Origin of the sequence: Pseudomonas izuensis, assembly GCF_009861505.1 — a bacterium.
In the GTDB taxonomy this organism is placed as follows: domain Bacteria; phylum Pseudomonadota; class Gammaproteobacteria; order Pseudomonadales; family Pseudomonadaceae; genus Aquipseudomonas; species Aquipseudomonas izuensis.
This window is the reverse complement of sequence record NZ_WTFT01000014.1, coordinates 38,358-58,053: the sequence shown is the minus strand read 5'-3', so window position 1 is coordinate 58,053 and position 19,696 is coordinate 38,358. Positions and strand designations below refer to the sequence as shown.

21 protein-coding genes and 1 pseudogene are annotated in these 19,696 nt (G+C 58.2%); 4 read left to right on the top strand and 18 right to left on the bottom strand.

Annotation, left to right across the window (positions count from 1 at the left end):
* Positions 1–23: 23 nt before the first annotated feature.
* From GPL81_RS14545 to GPL81_RS14515, 7 genes are all read right to left on the bottom strand, one after another.
* Positions 24–686, bottom strand: coding sequence for a 3-oxoacid CoA-transferase subunit A (locus GPL81_RS14545; RefSeq protein WP_160107306.1), 663 nt, complete (start codon positions 684–686; stop codon positions 24–26).
* A gap of 262 nt (positions 687–948) precedes the next feature.
* Positions 949–1,380: a tautomerase family protein gene (locus tag GPL81_RS14540; protein WP_160107305.1), complete on the bottom strand. Its 432-nt coding sequence runs from the start codon at positions 1,378–1,380 to the stop codon at positions 949–951.
* 182 nt (positions 1,381–1,562) lie between these two features.
* On the bottom strand, positions 1,563–2,966 hold the full coding sequence (locus tag GPL81_RS14535) for an NAD-dependent succinate-semialdehyde dehydrogenase (protein WP_160107304.1): 1,404 nt from the start codon (positions 2,964–2,966) through the stop codon (positions 1,563–1,565).
* Between the two features lie 471 nt (positions 2,967–3,437).
* A complete protein-coding gene (locus tag GPL81_RS14530; protein WP_160107303.1) occupies positions 3,438–4,346 on the bottom strand; it encodes a LysR family transcriptional regulator in 909 nt (302 codons plus the stop codon).
* 223 nt (positions 4,347–4,569) lie between these two features.
* On the bottom strand, positions 4,570–5,913 hold the full coding sequence (locus GPL81_RS14525; protein WP_160107302.1) for an MFS transporter: 1,344 nt from the start codon (positions 5,911–5,913) through the stop codon (positions 4,570–4,572).
* A 316-nt stretch (positions 5,914–6,229) separates the two neighbouring features.
* Positions 6,230–6,571 carry a DUF1330 domain-containing protein gene (locus GPL81_RS14520; RefSeq protein ID WP_246218928.1) on the bottom strand — a complete coding sequence of 114 codons (342 nt, stop codon included), beginning with the start codon at positions 6,569–6,571 and terminating at the stop codon, positions 6,230–6,232.
* A gap of 388 nt (positions 6,572–6,959) precedes the next feature.
* Positions 6,960–7,868 carry a LysR family transcriptional regulator gene (locus tag GPL81_RS14515; RefSeq protein ID WP_160107301.1) on the bottom strand — a complete coding sequence of 303 codons (909 nt, stop codon included), beginning with the start codon at positions 7,866–7,868 and terminating at the stop codon, positions 6,960–6,962.
* Between the two features lie 32 nt (positions 7,869–7,900).
* On the opposite strand from GPL81_RS14515, the pseudogene GPL81_RS14510 reads away from it, so the two are divergent.
* A pseudogene (locus GPL81_RS14510) lies at positions 7,901–8,189 on the top strand (CoA transferase); the annotation flags it as partial.
* A gap of 202 nt (positions 8,190–8,391) precedes the next feature.
* Here GPL81_RS14510 and GPL81_RS14505 read toward each other — a convergent pair.
* The 4 genes from GPL81_RS14505 to GPL81_RS31970 all read right to left on the bottom strand — a co-directional run bounded on the left by GPL81_RS14505 (position 8,392) and on the right by GPL81_RS31970 (position 11,526).
* Complete coding sequence (locus GPL81_RS14505; RefSeq protein WP_160107300.1) at positions 8,392–9,207, bottom strand: YciI family protein; 816 nt, start codon at positions 9,205–9,207, stop codon at positions 8,392–8,394.
* Positions 9,208–9,258: 51 nt separating this feature from the next.
* Positions 9,259–9,849 carry a TetR/AcrR family transcriptional regulator gene (locus GPL81_RS14500; RefSeq protein ID WP_218585648.1) on the bottom strand — a complete coding sequence of 197 codons (591 nt, stop codon included), beginning with the start codon at positions 9,847–9,849 and terminating at the stop codon, positions 9,259–9,261.
* Positions 9,850–9,874: 25 nt separating this feature from the next.
* Positions 9,875–10,894: a zinc-dependent alcohol dehydrogenase family protein gene (locus GPL81_RS14495; RefSeq protein ID WP_160107299.1), complete on the bottom strand. Its 1,020-nt coding sequence runs from the start codon at positions 10,892–10,894 to the stop codon at positions 9,875–9,877.
* A 179-nt stretch (positions 10,895–11,073) separates the two neighbouring features.
* Positions 11,074–11,526: a hypothetical protein gene (locus tag GPL81_RS31970; RefSeq protein WP_425502575.1), complete on the bottom strand. Its 453-nt coding sequence runs from the start codon at positions 11,524–11,526 to the stop codon at positions 11,074–11,076.
* 530 nt (positions 11,527–12,056) lie between these two features.
* On the opposite strand from GPL81_RS31970, the gene GPL81_RS14480 reads away from it, so the two are divergent.
* Both GPL81_RS14480 and GPL81_RS14475 read left to right on the top strand, forming a co-directional pair.
* A complete protein-coding gene (locus GPL81_RS14480) occupies positions 12,057–12,398 on the top strand; it encodes a carboxymuconolactone decarboxylase family protein (protein WP_218585650.1) in 342 nt (113 codons plus the stop codon).
* A gap of 13 nt (positions 12,399–12,411) precedes the next feature.
* Entirely contained in the window at positions 12,412–13,173 is a 762-nt protein-coding gene (locus tag GPL81_RS14475; RefSeq protein ID WP_160107297.1) for an SDR family oxidoreductase, read from the top strand.
* Here the strand turns inward: GPL81_RS14475 and gcvA are convergent.
* The 7 genes from gcvA to GPL81_RS14440 form a co-directional block, all read right to left on the bottom strand.
* Positions 13,122–14,084, bottom strand: coding sequence for a transcriptional regulator GcvA (gcvA, locus tag GPL81_RS14470; protein WP_160107296.1), 963 nt, complete (start codon positions 14,082–14,084; stop codon positions 13,122–13,124). The two genes, GPL81_RS14475 and gcvA, sit on opposite strands and share 52 nt — an antisense overlap.
* 174 nt (positions 14,085–14,258) lie before the next feature.
* Positions 14,259–14,846 (bottom strand): YybH family protein, encoded by a 588-nt coding sequence (locus GPL81_RS14465; RefSeq protein ID WP_160107295.1) that lies wholly within the window; start codon positions 14,844–14,846, stop codon positions 14,259–14,261.
* A 73-nt stretch (positions 14,847–14,919) separates the two neighbouring features.
* On the bottom strand, positions 14,920–15,372 hold the full coding sequence (locus tag GPL81_RS14460) for a DUF6130 family protein (protein WP_160107294.1): 453 nt from the start codon (positions 15,370–15,372) through the stop codon (positions 14,920–14,922).
* Positions 15,373–15,483: 111 nt separating this feature from the next.
* A complete protein-coding gene (locus GPL81_RS14455; RefSeq protein ID WP_160107293.1) occupies positions 15,484–15,906 on the bottom strand; it encodes an organic hydroperoxide resistance protein in 423 nt (140 codons plus the stop codon).
* 488 nt (positions 15,907–16,394) lie between these two features.
* Positions 16,395–17,156 (bottom strand): SDR family oxidoreductase, encoded by a 762-nt coding sequence (locus GPL81_RS14450; protein WP_160107292.1) that lies wholly within the window; start codon positions 17,154–17,156, stop codon positions 16,395–16,397.
* Between the two features lie 23 nt (positions 17,157–17,179).
* Complete coding sequence (locus tag GPL81_RS14445; RefSeq protein WP_160107291.1) at positions 17,180–17,521, bottom strand: carboxymuconolactone decarboxylase family protein; 342 nt, start codon at positions 17,519–17,521, stop codon at positions 17,180–17,182.
* 183 nt (positions 17,522–17,704) lie between these two features.
* Entirely contained in the window at positions 17,705–18,610 is a 906-nt protein-coding gene (locus GPL81_RS14440) for a LysR family transcriptional regulator (protein ID WP_160107290.1), read from the bottom strand.
* Between the two features lie 156 nt (positions 18,611–18,766).
* On the opposite strand from GPL81_RS14440, the gene GPL81_RS14435 reads away from it, so the two are divergent.
* Positions 18,767–19,657 carry a DMT family transporter gene (locus tag GPL81_RS14435; RefSeq protein ID WP_160107289.1) on the top strand — a complete coding sequence of 297 codons (891 nt, stop codon included), beginning with the start codon at positions 18,767–18,769 and terminating at the stop codon, positions 19,655–19,657.
* Positions 19,658–19,696: the final 39 nt, after the last annotated feature.

Sequence of the window (19,696 nt, the reverse complement as noted above, 5' to 3'; positions counted from 1 at the left end):
CTTCCACTCAATCAGCAGGCCGATTACGAGACCCGTACCACGCGCTGTACATATATTCCGGGCGTAACCACCGTCTCCGGATTCAACGTACCGAGTGGAACGATTTCGCTGACTTGAACGATCGTAGTTGTCGCCGCGCTGGCCATGACCGGGCCAAAATTGCGACCAGACATCCTGTACGTCAGGTTGCCCCAGCGGTCTGCGTGATAGGCCTTCACGAGGGCGAAGTCAGCTTTCAGTGGTAATTCGAAAACGTAATTCTTGTCGCCGATCGTGCGGGACTCTTTTCCTTCCGCGAGCCTGGTACCGTAGGCTGTCGGGGTATAAAAGCCGCCAATTCCAGCGCCCGCTGCCCGCATGCGTTCCGCCAAGGTACCTTGTGGAACCACTTCAAGTTCCACCTCTCCTGCCCGATAAGCCGCGTCAAACAGGGTTGCTCCGGGGAGCCGTGGAAATGAACAAATAAGTTTCCTTACGCGCTTCTGCCGAATGAGCTCACCGAATCCGGAATCATCGCTGCCGGAGTTGTTGCTGATGATGGTGAGACCGCGCGCACCTTGTTCAACCAGCGCATCAATCAGCCGTAAGGGAAGACCTGCCCGCCCGAAGCCGCTGATCATGATGGTTGCCCCATCCTTGATGTCCTCCAGTGCTGTGTCACATGTGTCCAGAATCTTGTTCATCATAAGAATCATCCGAGGGCGACTGGCATGCCCGTTCGCTTGGGTAAATGGTGTTCCATCGAGCGCCGGTGCCTGGTCTCGAGACAAACCAGGCACGAGTTCCTCCGCGAGGTTCGAAGATTCGAACCACGTTCGGCATTGATGGAAAACTCTCTAGAGAGCGATGAGCAGCCAGAAGGCCGGGAAGGGCCTCAGTAGTGGCTTGGCCGCTACCGCGGGCCGTTGCGTGTCAGCGTCCTGGATTTTTCAGGCGCAATCGGTCCGATCAGCCTTCGCTCGGATCGTAGGGTGAGGCGCAGTTCTCAAGCTTCCACCGCTTCTCGGCTACCGTATCGGGACGAGGCGGGTGAATGCTGTCGATCAACCAAAGTTCTTGCGGTGTTTCGCCGACATGCAACTCGAAGTGGTAGCCCCGATCCTGAACAAAGGGTGCGATCGCGGCATTCGCCTTGCGTAGCCAGGAAGCCGTCCACTCGGGGTCTTCGGCGATGTGCCTGGCGAAGTGGTCCAGCCGGATTCTGACAAAATCACCGCGCGCCTCTCCTCCCATGTAGAAGGAGTCTTTGGGCTGCTCATGAAACAGAACGCCTACATAGAAGCGAGGAATGATGTAGATGTCGCTAATGCGATTTGCCATCTCCCTTTTTTCTTCTGCTGTATAGGCGCCGACTGGGTGATAGATATTCCACAAAGGCATTTTTATTCTCCACACTTCATAGATGCCGCTTTCCTCATGTCAACGCATCTGAATTTCTTTCGAAAGGTACGTGACATCTGTCAGACGGCGATATCAATAGCTCAGGAATGGGCTACCGGATTGAAATGATGCTTTTCGCAAATGCAGTATTCTCTTTTTGGGGAACGCGGTTCGGCTTCCTGTCAGCTTCCCTTGGGTTTCGTGGGCAGCGTTCCAACCGGGTCCGTTGTGATCAGCTTCTTGTTAACGAACTCCTCGAATCCAGCCATTGACAGCTCCCTCCCGAATCCGGAGTTCTTGACACCTCCGAACGGTAGCTGAGGAGTCGTCGCAAACGGTCGATTGACAAACACCATGCCGCTGTCGATTTGCGTAGCAATCTGCTCGCCACGCTCAAGATCGGCAGTCAGGATTGAGCCTCCGAGCCCATACTGCGAATCGTTTGCCAGCCGAATGGCTTCTTCTTCATTTGCAACAACGAAGAAGGAAGCGATAGGACCGAAGAACTCTTCCTGATAAATCGGGGCGCTCGTGTCGATGTTGCTAAGGATGGTGGGTTCGATATAGAAGCCTTCTCGATCGATACGATGGCCGCCACATTCGATTGTTGCGCCGCAATCCACTGCGCGCTGGATCTGGCCAAGAAGGTGTTCGAGGGCTCTTTGCGACGAAACAGGTCCGAGCGTCGTGTTCGCGTCCATTGGGTCACCTGCTTGCAGGTCGGTCATGGCCTTTTTGAAACCACTGAGGAATTCTTCACCACGCTGCTTGCCGACGACGATGATGCGTTTCGAGCCAACGCAAACCTGTCCGCAATTCAACGTCCGTCCGATTAATGCGGTATTGATTGCCCAATCGAGCGGCGCATCTTCCAGAACGATCATGGCATCGTTGCCGCCGAGTTCGAGCACCACCTTTTTCAGATTGCGGCCGGCTCGCTCAGCCACCGCGGCACCGGCTCTTTCACTGCCCGTGAGGGTGACACCACGCACACGTGGATCGTCGATGATCCTTCCGACCTGGTCAATCGACGCAAAAACGTTGGTGTAGACCCCCGTTGGCGCACCTGCTTCTTCAAATAGTCGGGCAAACGCCAGCGCGCATTGCGGCACGCTTTCAGCGTGCTTCAGGATGAGTACGTTTCCAACCATGAGCTGCGGAGCGGCAACGCGGGCGATTTGGTAGTAAGGGTAATTCCACGGTTCGACACCCAGCAGGATGCCAACCGGATTGACATGGACTGTGGCGCCCGAAACCTCAGGTACTGGTTTTGGCTCAACGAACGCGTGTGCATGCTGGGCGTAATAGTCGAGGATATTTGCAGACAGTCTCACTTCGACGCGTGCTTCGGCGATCCGCTTTCCCATCTCCAACGTAATGATCTGCGCATATTCTTCCTCCTTGTCGCGCAGGATAGAGGCGGCCTTCGAGATGATATGCGCACGATCCGCAACGGACCGGTGCCGCCAATCCAGTTCAAAAGCACTGTGGGCGGTCGCGATCAGTCCCTCGATCTCGTGGTCATTCGCACCCTCGAACGCTTTGACTAATTTCCCGGTTGCCGGGTTGATTGTTTTGTAGTCCATCGAACAGTCCTCGCTGTGTCGGTCGCATAGGGACGAAAAATGGGATCAGACAGCGCCCGATTCCGTGAATCTCCTTACCGCCCATGCATCGTTTGTTCATTCTCGAACTGACGCTGTCGACTGACAATCCCATTGGGAACGGATGCTGTGTTCACTGCCAGTTAACCTTGCGCCTTCGTCATAGCCCCCAGGATCGGATGGGCGTGGCACGTCGATCAGTGCACACGTGGCGAGGCCTGGTGTGGCGCGGGCGGTTGGTGCCGACGCGAACATGGCGTGCTCTGCGACGGACCGGTGGAGCGGGTGCACCGGTGGTCAGTAGTGTGGTCAGAATGAACAAAGGGTTCTCGCGGCGGCGCCTGGGCGGCCGCGCGATTATTGATACGCCTTGTTGAATGCTACGGTGCAACTAGAGGCGGTGAGGCGTCGAATTGGCGCACCGGATGGGAGAGATGGAGCAGGGTGATGCACTTACTTCCAGCACTCGGCGCATTCTCTCAATTCCTTTTCCAGGTAATCGATCAACGCCCGCTTTGCGGGTGACGGGAAACGGCTGGGAAGCGTGAGAATATACAAGCTGTTTAGCTGGCCGACGATCTGGTACTGCGCAAGTACTTGCTGCAGATTTTTGGCGGTGGGTCCGCGCATTGCGTATGTCGGCAGAATACCGATGCCCATGCCTTCCATTACCGCATCGAGGATAAAGGGGTAGTCGGCCGATTGCAGCGTTGGCTGGATATGGACGAGCTGGGCGTCCGTGTCATCATTTCGATTTCTAAGCTCGATCGTCGCCTCCAGACTCGGCGGCAATCCGATAAAAGTCTGCGACGCGAGGTCTGCGGGGTGGTTAATCGGTCCACGTCGCTGAAAGTAGTCTGCGGATGCGCAAAGAATCCAGTCAATTGAGCAAACTTGACGCGCAACGCAATCCAGAGGCGGTGATCGCTCGATCCGCAGCGCGATGTCGACTTCGGCGGCGATAAGATCTTCGATCCTGTTATTGAAAGTAATCGCCAGCGAGATTCCCGGATGAATCCGCGCGAATTCACGTAGCTTGGGCCCGACAAATAACCTGCCAACGCCAGTGGGTACGCTGATGCGAATCCGCCCCGTCAGCGTTTGCCCAAGCATGTCAATGGAGGCGCGAGCGTTGTCCAAATCATCGAGCATGCGCCGTCCGCTGGTGTAGAGAACCTGACCCGCTTCGGTCAACTCGAAGCTGCGTGCCGAACGTCGAACAAGTTGTGCTCCTGTTTCACGCTCAAGAACCTTGAGTCTCTGGCTGATGTTTGACTTCGACATATCGAGCTTGCGCGCTGCTGCAGCCAAGCCACGACACTCAACTATCTCGACGAACAACGTGATCAGATTCAGATCCATTTCAGGTACTTGATGAGTAGCGGCTGCAGGCCGGTGTCGACCTCTCAGTCATCGCACTGTGACTCGGTTACGAGAGGTCGGTAGCGACGCAGGGCTGCGTCGAAACTGATCTCGTCATGTAGAAACGGGCCCTGGCCACGATCCAGGGCCCAGGGGCGGATCTGGTAATCGATCCGCTTGTCGTCGATGGGCAGGTTGCCATTTGTGCAGCGTGAATTGGTATTCAATCTTCTGCAGCGGGAGTCAGGCCGGCTGACGTCGCACCGGTTGTCTGCGGGGTGTCCATGGCAAGGAACAGGCCAATACCACCTAGAATCATCAGCGAGCCCATGACGAACAGTCCATTGTTGAGACTGCCTGTCGTGACCTTGATCCAGCCCATCATGGTCGGACTGAAGAAGCTCCCCAACTGACCCAGGCTGCTGATGACGGAAATCCCCGCCGCGGCGCCAACGCCAGAGAGGTAGCGTTGCGGAATCGTCCAAAAGACAGCCAGGGCCGAGAAGGTCAGCGTCGCGGCAATGGTAAGTAACGCCAGCGCAGCCGGCAGGCTGTGTGTCCAGAAGGCCAGGACGAACAACGCAATACCGCCGCCGACCGCACAGATGAGATGGTGCCAGCGTCGCTCCTGCGTTGCGTCCGAATGTCTGGAAATCAAGATGATTCCAATGGTCCCGATTCCGTAAGGAATCGCACTGAGATAGCCGACCTCAAAGATCGTTTTTGCGCCGGCGTCCTTGATCACGGCTGGCAGCCAGAAGCTGATCACCGCCCCTCCACAGACCAGCGAGAACCAGACCGCAGCCAGGAGATACACACGCGCATTCCTGAGCACATCCCTCGTGGAATTCGCTGTACCTTCCGTGTTTCGTTCCTCCTCTCCGCTCAGCCTGGCGATCAAGGTATCGCGCTCCAGCGGCGCCAGCCACACGGCAGTGCGCGGACCGTCATCGATCATCCAGTAGGCCATGATCCCAAGTACTACCGCGGGAATTCCCTCCAGTATGTACATCCATTGCCAGCCCCTGAGACCATGAAGCCCATTGGCGTGGTCCATGATCGCTCCCGACACGATTCCCCCAACGACGCCAGCAACGGCAATGCCTACGAAGATCCAGGAAGTCGGGGAGGCTCGTCGGCTTGGCGGGAACCAGTAGGACAGATAGAGGACGATCCCAGGGAAGAAGCCGGCCTCGAACACGCCCAACAGGAAACGCACAACATACAGTTGCCAAGGTTCGACAACGAAAGCCATACCGGCGGAAACCAGACCCCAGCATGCCATGATCCGCACGAAGGTTCGGCGAGCACCTATCCTGTGCAGGAGAAGGTTACTGGGCACTTCGAACAGGAAATAGCCAAGAAAAAAAATCCCTGCGCCCAGCCCGTATACCGCATCGCTGAAGCCGAGATCGCCCTTCATCTGCATCTGGGCAAAGCCAATATTGATACGGTCAATGAAGGCAACAACGTAGGCGACAAAGAGGAAGGGCATCACGCGACGTGTGACTTTCCGGTAAAGAGCGTCCTCCGCTGCGGCGCAGCGGTTCTTATTCTTAGGGATCATTTCTGTCTCCGGCTGCCTCTGCCTGCGAGCAGAAGCCGTTTTATGCCGCGTTACCTTTTCAGTTGGCGTCGCGGTCGATGAATGTGGTTGGCCATTTCGACCATCCCAGGTAGGCCAGGGGCTTGAATCAACGATGCAGGACAGGACTCCCTGGCCGTCAACGTCCTTGTGTCTGTGTGAATTTCCCCAAACCCGAGGGCAGATAGAGTGAGCGAACTCTCCCGTCCACGCAGACGTAGCAAGGAACGGGCGGCGCAGAGGGACGCCCGCGCTGCCATTCGGCGGGGCCTGGCGCCAGCTCGCCCGCGGTTACGTCTCAGTCTTCTACACCTGCGACGATGCGCGCGTCCCTTTCTGCGCCATCCCCCAGTACGGCCAATACCTTTTGATAAGCCTCGCTCTGATACGCAGCAAGAGCCTGCTCGAAGCTCGGAAATTCAACCACGACGGTCCGCTGCTCCAGACCCGCCTCGGCCGCAACAACCTCGCCGCCCCGCACCAGAAACTTTCCGCCCGCTGCCTTCACCACGGGTCCCGCGAGGGCTCCGTACGCCGCCAACCTATCTACATCATGAATTGCTCGATACGCTGCCACCCAATATCCTTTTGCCATTTTTTTCTTCCTCAGTTGAAGAGCATTTGAGAACGCAAAGATCATTTACACAGACGTCTCTGCATGAGTACTGAGCGCGTGTATGCATGCGACGAAGAAGGGCCAAGGCATCAACCGGCACTTTCGCGGTGTCGGTCGAATATGGATGACATTGGGGTCAGACAGTGCCCGATTCCCTGAATCTCCTTACCGCCCATGCGCCTTTTTTTTCATTCTGGAATTGACGCTACCGACTGACAATCCCATTGGGAACGGATGCTGTGTTCACTGCCAGTTAACCTTGCGCCTTCGTCACAGTCCCCGGGATCGGATGGGCGTGGCACGTCGATCAGTGCACACATGGCGAGGCCTTTTTGACAGCTACGGTGCAACTAGATGCTCAGAGGCGTCGAATTGGCGCACAGGATGGGAGGGATGGCACAGGTTGATGCGCTTACTTCCAGCTCTCGGCGTATTCTCTCAATTCCTTTTCCAGGTATTCGATCAATGCCCGCTTTGCAGGTGACGGGAAACGGCTGGGAAGCGTGAGAATATACAAGCTGTTTAGCTGGCCGACGATCCGGTACTGCGGAAGTACTTGTTGCAGATTTTTGGCGGTCGATCCGCGTATTGCGTATATCGGCAGAATACCGATGCCCATGCCTTCCAGTACCGCGTCGAGGATAAAGGGGTAGTCGGCCGATTGCAGCGTTGGCTGGATATGGACGAGTTGGGCGTCCGTGTCGTCATTTCGATTTCTAAGCTCGATCGTAGTCTCCAGACTCGGCGGCAATCCGATAAAAGTCTGCGACGCGAGGTCTGCGGGGTGGTTAATCGGTCCACGTCGCTGAAAGTAGTCCGCGGATGCGCAAAGAATCCAGTCAATTGAGCAAACTTGACGCGCAACGCAATCCAGAGGCGGTGCTCGCTCGATCCGCAGCGCGATGTCGACTTCGGCGGCGATAAGATCTTCGATCCTGTTATTGAAAGTAATCGCCAGCGAGATTCCCGGATGAATCCGCGCGAATTCACGTAGCTTGGGCCCGACAAATAACCTGCCAACGCCAGTGGGTACGCTGATGCGAATCCGCCCCGTCAGCGTTTGCCCAAGCATGTCGATGGATGCACGGGCGTTATCCAAATCATCGAGCATGCGCCGTCCGCTGGTGTAGAGAAGCTGACCCGCTTCGGTCAACTCGAAGCTGCGTGCCGAACGTCGAACAAGTTGTGCTCCTGTTTCACGCTCAAGAACCTTGAGTCTCTGGCTGATGTTTGACTTCGACATATCGAGCTTGCGCGCTGCTGCAGCCAAGCCACGACACTCAACTATCTCGACGAACAACGTGATCAGATTCAGATCCATTCCATGTACTCGATGAATAGTTGGTGGGAAGGGCTAAGCCAAAAGGCCTGCAGATCGTGCGTGCATGGCCTCGAGCTGCGACGTGCTGATCGAAAACTACATGGCCGGCTCGTTGGCGAAGTATGGGCTGGATTACGCCACCTTGTCCGGGCTCAATCCGCGACTGGTGTATTGCTCGGTGACGGGGTTCGGGCAAACCGGCCCTCGGGCGGCCGGACCGGGCTGTACTCGACGGTGGCCATTCAGGCTGCGTTGCTCCGTCGCGAGAAAACCTGCCCGGGCCAGCATGTCGACATGGCGCTGCTGGATGTGCAGGTCGCCGCTCCTGAAGAACCTCGATTTAGGTTGACTGACTTCCTCAGGGCGTGATGCTGCCGATCATGTGTGTCTGTAAATCAAGGACAATCCGGTCGTCTTGGCTTGATTCATTCAATAGCGATCCACGTCCACCACCGGCCATGACAGTAGATCACTCGCAGTTTCAAATGATGGCCCGCATAAGCAATGACCAAGTGACTGAGCTTCAAACACTCTGGATCAATCCTGCGTTCAGCCCGAACAGTCGCCACTGCGCTAGTGCAAACGTTTCGAACACGCCCTCGACGTAGTACGGGTCCTTCAGGGCCAGTGCCATCGCTTCGTCTGTCGACTGCGCCCGATAAATGAACAGTGCGCCCGAGCCGTCAGCGAAAGGCCCCGCCATGATCAGTTCTCCGTTCGCCTTGAGTGCCTGTGTATACGACTGATGCGCAGGCATCACTTGCTCGACGTGGGAGCGGTCGGACACGTATTTCGCGTAGTTGACGTAGAGGCGTGCGGTGTGTTCGTCCGGGGCGACGGGGGTAGCGTCGGGTGCACGCGGTACGTTGGGAGGGGCACGCCGATTCGCAGGGACGAGCGAGGCAGTGAGCAACTCGATGTTGCTGTCGAGCACCGTCCATTCGGTCAGGCGATAGTTCGCAATTGCTCCTTTGAGAGCGAAGGGATCGTGTTGGGCCAGCGTTTCGGCTTGCTGTTTCGATTCGACGTCATAAACGAGCAGGACGCCGCTGGGCCGTCCATCGTCGTCGAGCAGCGGCCCGCCCATCACCAGCCGATCGTGCTCGCGAAGCATATCCGCATAGGTCTGGTGCTCGGCCCGGGACGCGTCCACCCTGGCCCGATCCTGAACGTACATCGCGTAGTTCACGATTTTCATCTGGACTGGATTTCCCGAGAGCACTGCGGAAAGTGTGGGAAGTGAAGACGCCGCCATGACCGAAGGCATGTCGGTCAATGCAAGGCATGCGACACCTGCCGCGGATGCGAGAAAGCGGCGACGCGACAGATCTTGAGACACGAAGTTGTCCTCGAGTTGGAGCACGGCTGATGAGGCGTGTCGAATGTGGTTTTATTGCCCCTGCGATGCTTTCACCAGCACGGCATGCACGGCCTTCAAAATTTTATCGGACAACGAAGGGTCGCTTTTGGCGACGGCCCGGGCGACGGCCATGGCACCGATTTCCGCCGCGACGATGGTCATCGCCAGTTGGCGTCGTTCGGCCTCGGGAATGGCGTCGTCGAGCACCGCTTCGAACGCGCTCGCCTTGCTCTGAAACCCTTTGGCGAACTGTTCACTGATGTCCTTTCCGTGTCGGCCGATTTCACTCGCCGACGCCGTCAGCGGACAACTCATGCCTGGGTCGTCCCGGTTAAGCGGCGAAAGCAAGTAGTCGAGATACCCCGACACGCTGTGCTGGCGACGCGACTCTTCGCCCCGGAACGCTTCGCGGCTCTGCATCAGGCCCAGCGAAAAGGCTTGCGCCGCAAGATCACCTTTCGAGCGGAAATGCGCGTACAGCGCTCCATGCGTCAGCCCGGCTTCGCGCGCGATTTGCGCAACGCCCACGCCATCGATGCCCCGTTCGCGAAATAGCCTGCTGGCCGTAGCCAGCAGCACTTCGCGGTTTTCGTCGGATTGCTCACGTTTTACATACACCACGGTCTTCTCCTGAAACGGCTGAAGTTCAGCGCTGCGCGAATACCAGCAATGGTTTGGCATCGTGTGCAGTGCTCTCGGCAGCCGTGAAGGCTTCGAATGCACGATCGACTGAATAGCGCTCTGTTGCCGGCGGTTTCAAGCTGCCCACGGCGATGCTATCCAGCAGATTGCGCAACGCCTGGCTGCTTTCATCCAGCCCCTTGCGTGCCAGCCACGAGAAGATGAGCCAGCCGCGCACCTCGGCACTTGAATAGATAAGCGCCGGGGCGAAAACAGGCATCTCGAAAGCTGCGGGGTCGGTCTGGCGGTGCGACGACAAGGCTCCATAGACGAGCAGGCGGCCATTCGGGGCCAACTGGCGCGCAAGCGTGGCGCCAGTGCGGCCGGCGACGCAATCGATCGCGCAGACGATGCCCTTGCCATCGGTGGCCTTCACCAACTGTTCGGGCCAGCTCTCGTCGGCAGTGCAGAGCACGATGTCACCACCAAGCTTCTGGATCTCGGCAACCTGCTCTGCACGGCGAACGAGGTTGATGGTGTGGACCCCCTGCGCTTTCGCGATCTGCAGTACAAGGCGACCCACCGTCGAGCCGGCCGCGCTCTGTACCAGCCAGTCGCCGCGTTGTAGCTGGTGCTCCGACATCGTCATCGCCCATGCCGTCATCGGATTGATCAGGGCCTGCGCGGCGTCCTCGTCGGAGATCGCCGCCGGTACAGGGATTGCGCGGGCCGCCGGACTAATGACTTGCTCTCTCCAGGTTCCGGGCACGTCCAGTAAAACCACGCGTTCTCCGACCCGCGTGTGTGGCACGTCGCTACCGACGGCGTCGATGATTCCGACACCCTCGGTTCCGGGCGAGGCGGGCAGTACGGGCTGACGCTGACGGGCGAAGCGCCCACGGATGACATGCAAGTCTGACGGATGCACGGGCGCCATCAGAATCCTCACGCGGACTTCAGCTGGACCGGGCGTAGGCTCGGGTAAATCCCGCCAGTGGACTACCTCTGACGGCTCGCCGTTTTGTTCGATGATCAGGGCCTTCATGTGCTTTCTCCTTCACTCGAGTGACGGTGTCAATCATGCCCCCATGGGCGCGACGCGATGCCAAGGCTGCACTCATGTAAAGCCAAGTAGCGGTTTGATTGTGGTCGCAATCAAGATGAGGTACAAGCGTCGCGCCACACCCATTGACCAACGGTATGGATGCGACCCATCGCTGCCGCTCATGCAGTCGTGTCCCAATAGAAATGGATGTACTCATCTTCATACTCCGCGAACAGCGAAACTATGAACTCCGTCTTCATTGAGTACATCAATAGCGCTCCAACGAAACCGGTCGGCTCATGCAGCGGTTGTTTGAGCGGAGCGATCAAATCGATCGCCTGATCCGCAACCATCTGATTGAAAACAGCTTCCGCGAAATAACGTTCTCCTCCAGGCCGCCAATCGATCCATTCCGCGAACAGCCAGAAATTTGATCCGTTCTCGCCTTGCCGCTTGTGAACTCTAGTGACCCTGATGCGCTCCTCAGATGAGCGGTTCGAAAAGCGCTGTATCGACGAATGGTTTCGTTCAAATAGCTGGGCGGTCTGCTGGAGAGAGTCACCTTTTTGCCAGTGATCCCACATCAATTTTTTCTGGCTTTCGGTGTAATAGATTCGAGGTCTCTGCTTCATCTGCAACACTCCTTCTGCTTACACAGAATTTAGTTGTGTTGCTTCGACCGGTTGAATCCACAGCCGATTGCTGCCCGTCACGTAGAGCTGAAATCTCGCCATGGCGGTCTGACCCGCTAAAAGGAAAACAACCAAACACCCTTGTTTTTTGCTTACCTTTAGAAGGCGCATGGTCGCGCGTCTACTGGTCACGCCGTTCTATTTTGATCGCTGAACTGCCGGAGGGCTCCATACGCCATCGACCATTACTTTTTCGGACCATAGCCTTCAGCCTGCCCGGCGAGTAATCCGAAGTCCAAAATAACGGCCAATGGCTTAGCAGCGAATTAACCCATCGTTCAACACGGATGCCCAATAGTCACTTCGCATAGATCGAAATGCGGCTATGGCTGTCCTGCATCACGAAAGATTTTCTTTCCATGCGACGAAATTTATCTCATTTGTCTGCACGTCAGCGCCAGCCAACAATGAGCCCGCACCTCTCCCCATGCGGGACAATTTCAACAACTGGCAAAGGATCTATATCCATGATGCAAGATTGGAATACCCAACGTAATGCTCTTCTTGGGCGGGTCGCCGAATACGCGAAGCTCAGCCCGGATGTGGTGCGCGGCGTCGGCATGATGGACGCAGCAGCGGTGAAAACCGGCAGGCTCGAACCGAAGATTCATGAGCTGATCGCACTGGCCGTCGCAGTAACCACACGCTGTGATGGCTGTATCGCAGTGCATACCAGGAACGCCGTCACCAAGGGCGCAACACGCGAAGAAATCGCCGAAGCACTGGGCGTGGCAATCGCCCTTAATGCCGGCGCCGCACTGACCTACACCGCACGTGTGCTCGACGCTCACGACGCGCTGACGAACAACTGAGGAAGCCCCTTTTATGCTGAACAACAAGACTGCTCTGATTACGGGTGGCAGCTCAGGCATCGGCCTGGCGACCGCAAAACTGTTACGCGATAACGGTGCTCGTGTCGCCATTGCCGGCCGCGACGTCGCCGCGTTGAGCAGGGCGCGCGCGATCCTCGGTAACGACGTGCTGACGCTGGAAGCCGATGTGCGTTCCCGCGAGGGCCTGCAGCATATGGCGGCGCAAGTGAAGAAGGAATTCGGTGGCCTGGATATCTTCTTTGCCAATGCCGGCGTCGCTTACACCACGCCACTGGCGACAACCACCGAGGAACAGTTCGATGGCCTCATGGATATCAACGTGAAGGGTGCATTCTTCTCTATCCAGGCCGTGGAACCGGTGATGCGCGAAGGTGGTTCGATCATTTTGAACACGGCCTGGCTGAACCAGGTCGGAGCGTCAGGGCGTGCTGCGCTGTCAGCGTCCAAGGCGGCGGTACGCTCGTTCGCTCGCACCTTGTCGGCGGAGCTGCTGCCGCGCCGCATTCGCGTCAATGCCGTGAGTCCTGGCCTGATTTCAACGCCGATCCTGCGTGGCGTCGGCCAGTCCGAGCACCCGGGTCAGACGGAAGAGCAATTCCGGGCCTACATCCAGACAGCGGCGGGACATATCCCTATCGGACGTTTGGGCAGCGCAGAGGAAATTGCGGGCGCGGTTCTATTTCTTGCCAGCGATGCTTCCAGCTATATGCTTGGTTCCGAACTCGTGATCGATGGCGGTTTCGGCCAGCTGTAAGCCACTTCCGAAAGTATCCAATCGCGAAACGCCTGCACCTTGAGCAGGCTTTCGCTCTCCGGTCGGTAGACGAGGTAATAGCCCAGGTTCAGTGAAAGGCTTTGCTCGCCGAACGGCCGCACCAACCGCCCCGCGACCAGGTCGTCATGAACCATGACACTTCGTCCCAGCGCTACGCCCTGCCCATCGATCGCGGCCTGCAGCACTGCAGCCGAATTGTTGATGCGAAGGCCGTGCTCCGTCTTCACCTCTGCATAGCCAGCGGCGTCCAGCCAGCTGCGCCAGTTCGGGAAATCCGTCACCGCCGTTTGCGTCAGCGATACATCGTGAATCAGGGTGCTTTGGGCTAAAGTAGCCGGCGTCAGGCGCCCCTCCAGCAGCAACGGATAAGTCGGTGCGCATACCGGATAAAGCGTTTCCTCCATCAAAGACACCACCATAAGGCCTGGCCACTTACCCGCGCCGTAGCGCACACCGACATCGATGTGTTCGGCGAGAAAGTCAACGACACGCGGGTTTGTATTCAGGAAGACGTTCATCTGCGGATTCGCCTGCTGAAAGCGATCAAGGCGCGGAAGCAGCCATTTCGCCGCAAACGCCGGGCTGACAGTAACCGTAAGCTCGGCATGTGGTGTCACGTCCTTGAGGCGCGCCAGCCCGACATTCAGCCGCGCAAAACCTTCCTGAATATCCGGAAGGGCGGCGCGTGCCACGTCGGTTAGGATCAGGCGCGAGGATCCGCTTCCCATGCGATTGAACAGGGAAATCCCCAGCCAGGATTCCAGGCTACGCACCTGCTGACCTACGGCGGCGGCAGTCACATTCAACTCCGCAGCCGCGGCGGAAAAGCTTTGATGCCGCGCGGTAGCCTCGAAAGCTTTCAACGCGTTCAGGTAAGAGGGAGCAGTCATCGGAAGAAATACTTCGTTAGCGGCATGGCAAATGTACGTCGCGGGATCATTTCGGCCCGGCAAATATGGAGCCTTCCAAATTATAGAGGCAAACCATACACCAAGCGTCTGGTGAGTGCTGAGCCGCGCACAGATGCCCGGCATGGGCATGTTGGGCGCGGCATCAGCGATTTATCAGGCGCGACTGCAATCGGCGCGGTTGCGTTCGAAAGCATGGACCTCTTGCGCCGACGCGGGCCGCGGAACACCACCATCGTCCAGCAGCACACGCCAGGCGCCGTCGGCATCCTTGCGCCAGACCGAGTGGAAGGAGTCGAGCAAGAAGTGGTGCCGGGCCTTCGGATCCAGATCCTCGATCAATAGCGGTCCCTTGGACCAGGCGAGATCGCCTGCCAAACCCAGCGTGACCACCGTGGGATACCAGCGCGCCCGGACCTGCTTGCCTTCGATCACACCTCTGAAGCGCTTGACGATGGCATCCCGACCCCGCGCAGGGTCGGTACGACCGACATCGAAGGTGGCCTGTTCGGCGACATGCTCGGCGAAGGCTATGACGTCGTGCGTGGCCACTGAACGGGCAAAGCTCTGCTCGCGTTGCCATACCGTGCATTCCTCGGCGTGGAGTTGAGGAGTCTGCGTGAACTCAGAAGCCACAGGGGCCTTAATGCGGCTGGCTGCCCCCTGCGAATCATTCCGGGTACCCGCCATGCATACGGAGGTGAGCAGGCTGGCAGCAAAAATGCTGACGATAAGTCTGATCATGTTCAAAGTCCTGAAGTCGGAGGAAGGCCGCTACGTGGCTCAGGCAGTAGCGGCACACTGTTGCGATGGGTCGTCAATGCGAGTGCTCGATCGAGCCGGTCACGACAAACGCCTGTGTCACGTCCTGGAACACGCGGTGGTTGGCGTCGACCAGCGAAATCTTCACCTTGTGCGGACCGGGCTTGAGTCCTGCGATATCGACTGTGTTGTTGTCACTTGCATCCGCCCACCACCAAGGCAGGTCGTCAACCGTCACGTGAAGATGCCCGATGCGTGGAGACACCTTTGCGGCAGCGTCTCCAAACACGCTGACGATGCGTAAGTTCTCCACTCGGTATTGAGCCCAATAGATACCATGGGCCAGCCCCTCGGCTAGTGGGGGATCGACGATCAGCTTCGGCGCGGGCTCGTTTTCGATCGCAACGTAAGGTGACCCACCGCGCACTTCCCGTGCGCTCTGAGCGAATGCGCTCGCGGTGAGTAGGGTCAATGCCACTGCGACAAGTGTTGTGATGAACTTGAACATTGCACTTTACCTTTGGAATCGTTGAGATTGGCGGAGGGGTTTCGGATGCCGACTTCGAGGCGCGACAAGTATCGAAAGGTTGACCCGAAATCCCCGTCTACTTTGGTGCCGTCAAACGGATACAGTGATGGCGACGTCGACGTTGCCACGAAGGGCCTTGGAGTACGGGCAAGTCTGGTGCGCGGTATCCACGATCGCTTGGGCTGTTTCCAGGTCCAGGCCCGGCACGCTGACATTGAGGCGCGCCCGCAGAAAGTACTCGGCCCCGGACATGCCGAGATCTACCTCAGCATCGATGGCGAGTTCGGCGGGCAGGGCGACCTTGATCTTGCGGGCGGCAAGGCTCATCGCCGTTTCGAAACACGCCGACCAACCGGCGGCGAAGAGTTGTTCCGGATTGGTGCCGGTGCCGGCAGCACCGGGAGGAGACAACTTGATGTCCAGGCGTCCGTCCGGACTGCGTGCGGTGCCATTCTCGCGTGCACCTACTGTGTGGACCTTGCCCGTATAGAGCACTTTGATTGCTTGGTTCATGGGACTTCTACTCGCTTTGAAATGGAAGGAAATTTCACCGTGATATGCCTGGCCCCATGAAAGGCTTTGGTGATTCGCAGGAGCCAATCGTTAAGGACCGGGCACGAACAAAACCTACTTGCTGCCAGACTCGTCGAGTAGTCGGTAAATTCGAGAGGAATCCTTGCGTGGATTGAAAGTCCGGTACTCACCGCACGTACCAATGTCGCGCTGTGGGACGGGCGCACTGAACTGGCCGCGCATCCTCAAGAAGCGCGGGCTGAACAGGGCCAGGTTGAAGACGTGGATGGATGTTTTGGAGGGTAGAACGAACGCTGCGCAGCGAGCGGACGTTGGAACCGAGGCTGCTCTTACCCGCACACTCGAGCGCCATCGCGGGACAAGTCGACGGTGGTCAGCTCATGCCGGTGGACACCGGAGGAGAGCGCCAAATGAGCGTGCGCGCAACCGCCAATCGGTAGCGCGCAAGCCCTTTCGGCATTGTCACATCAGAGTTCGCCAAACCCGCCATCGACGACCATTTCGGACCCCAGCATGTAGCTGGACGCATCACTGGCGAGGAACAGTACGGCCGCGGCAATCTCCTCCGGCCGGCCCAGGCGCCCGAGCGGAATGTGTTCGCTTGCCCCCTCGAGGTATTTGCGGAAGTCGGCTTCTGTCTGGCCTGGGAACTCCGATTGGCCCACGCGGCGCAGGATGGGGGTTTCAATCAGTCCTGGGCTGATAGCGTTCACCCGAATGCGCCGATCCAGCAGTTCTGCCGACAGCGTGCGCGCGAAGGAGCGTACGGCTGCCTTGGAGGCGGAAAGCGCTGCCCGACCGGGTACGCCGACATGATTGAGCCATGCAGTGTTCAGAATGATCGAAGCGCCTTGCCTGAGCACCGGTTCGATTGCTTGAATCGAGAAAAAGACCGATTTGACGTTCGTGTCCATGAGCTCGTCGTACTGTGCTTCGTCAGTCGTCGCCAATGGCGTAACGAACGCCACGCCTGCGTTGGCAAAGAAGATGTCGAGGCCACCAAAGGTCTGCTCGACTTGGGATGCCATCGCCTGAAGGTCGCGCGGCGAGCGGACATCGACCTGCAGGGTCAGGACGTCGTCGCCAATGGTTTGCCGGGCTTTTTCCAGTGACGCGAGGTCGCGACCGGTGATGGCTACGCGCGCGCCGTTGTCGTACATGAGCTTTGCAGTCGCCAGGCCGATGCCCGAACTTCCGCCCGTGATGAGTGCAGTCTTTGCGTTCAACATGTTCGTGTCCTCTCAGAAGGCTCTCAGGTGTTTTTATAGCGGTCCACGGCGTCGAGCACATGGGCGCTGTAAACCATGGCTGCACCGGCATTGAGATTGATGGCGACGCCCAAGGCCTCGGCGATTTCGTCATCATTGACGCCAAGTTTCACCGCCTGCAGGGCGTGGAAGGCGATACAGCCATCGCAGCGCGTGGTTACCGCGACCGCCAGCGCGATCAGCTCACGCGTCCTGGCATCGAGATGGTTTGTCTTTGCACCGGCTCCCGCGATCAAAGCTGTGCCTTTGAGGGTGTCAGGGGTGCGCGTGGCCAGTTCTTTCAGCCGGGTACCGTCGTCATGCAACGTTTGCTTCCAATCGATCATGAGTCTCTCGCTCCAGTGATGCCCGTCGACAAATGGCCGGGCCTGGAGCAAGAAGCTAGACGCGTCAGCAAATCACGACTAGACGCCAGGTTTGAGAGGAATCCTTGCGCACAGTGAGAGGTCCGGGGCCGGCAGTTTGTGTCGGCACGTCGGCTCACGTCATACGTGGGTCTACTCGACGGTTTACGGACTCTTGTACCCCAACCGCTCTCTCAATCGCGGCACCGAGAAGTCCAGGAATGCACGCAGCTTCAGTGGCACTTGGCGCTGACTGGGGTAGATCAGATTGACGGGCATAGGCGCAGGCTCATAGGCCGCCAGCAAAGTGACCAACGAGCCCGCGTCCACCAGGTCATCCACCTGATAGGAGAATGCCCGTGCAATGCCTGCCCCGGCTGTTGCCGCGATAATCGCCGCCTCGGACGAGTCCACGACGAGCCGCGAGGAGACACGGATCGCCTGCGGAATGGTGTTTGTACCGAAAGCCCAATAGCTGCCGGTCCAAAAACCTTCGTACGCCACGCAGTCGTGCGATACCAGATCTTCGGGCTTCGTCGGTGCGCCGCGAACTTTCACGTAAGCGGGACTCGCACACAGCACCTGTCGAAGCAACGCGACGCGCGTGGCGATCATGCTGCTGTCCGGCAGCTCGCCGAAACGTAGAGCGAGATCGACGTGCTCCTCCAAAAGGTTCACGTTTCGATCGGTCAGTTGCAAGCGCACGCGGATGTCCGAATAGGTTCGCAGAAACTCCACCACCACGGGGACAACATGGATGCGGCCCAACATCGTGGGTACGCTGATGATCAGCTCTCCCTGCGGTGCGCGATATTCGCCGGAAGCCGTTCGCTCGGCTTGCGCAATCTCCTCCAGGATCCGCCGGCATGAGGCGACGTAGTCGTGCCCGGCATCGGTTAAAACCAGTTTGCGGGTGCCGCGCAGGAGCAGGCGCATTCCCAGGTGCTCCTCAAGGTCCGAGACCCGGCGGCTGACTTTGGCCAGGGGGATGTGCAACTGGCGACTGGCGGCGGAGAGGCTGCCAGCGTCTACAGCGGCCACCAGGATGGTCATGGCTTCAAGTCGGTCCATGGTCTCTCTCCTGTGAAAGGATCCCTTGCGAATTTACCGGCTAGTCGGGAAATATTGAAGGGCCTAACCTCTGTGCCACTGGCAACCGCCTGCCACGGCAACACCCTACGTCCCCCAGAGTGATCGTCGCCGGTCACCCACCCATTGGAGTCGAGCATGAAAACGATAGAGCGCTCTGCCATTCTCGCCTTTGCATCTCTGGGCCTGATCTGGGGCAGCAATTTCATTTTCATGAAGTGGGCGGCCGAGCTGATCAGTCCGATCCAGATCGTGTTCCTGCGCGTGCTGTTCGGTTTCTTCCCGATCCTGGCGCTCGCGCTCTATCGCGGCGTCCTGCGCAAGCAACACCTGCGCCACTGGCCCCATTTCCTGGTCATGTCGATATTGGCGACTGCGTTGTATTACTACGCCTTCGCAAAGGGCACCGCACTGCTGCCGTCCAGTGTCGCCGGCATGCTCAGTGGCGCCATCCCGCTTTTTACATTTGTGCTGACGGCGCTGTTTCTAAAGCAAGAGTCGATCAATGCCAGAAAAATCGTCGGCGTGGTATTGGGATTCCTGGGCGTACTGATGATCGCTCGCCCTTGGAATACCGGTGCTGGCGGGCTTGATTTGTGGGGCGTGGGCTACATGATTCTGGGGTCGCTCAGCCTCGGAAGCTCGTTCGTCTATGCCAGGCGTTTCATGTCCAATCTGGACATCACGCCCCTCGCGTTGTCCACGTATCAGGTCGGGTTGGCACTGTTCATTCTCGCGGTGATGACGCCCTATTCGGGCTTGGGCAACATCGGTCAAAGTGGTGTCGCCCTGGCCGGACTCGTCCTGGGTCTCGGACTGACAGGCACTGGGGTCGCTTACGTCCTCTATTACTTCATCGTACAGCGCATGGGAGCGGTGCAAGCCTCTACAGTGACCTACCTGCCGCCGGTTGTGGCGCTGCTGATCGGGCTACTTGTGGGAGAGGCACTGCGGGTGATGGATCTGATCGCCATGAGTGCAATTCTCCTTGGTGTGTATGTGATCCAGACTTCCAATCAGCAACGCTAACAACGTTCGCTGCGACGCGATTTTCGTCCCGATCCTGAC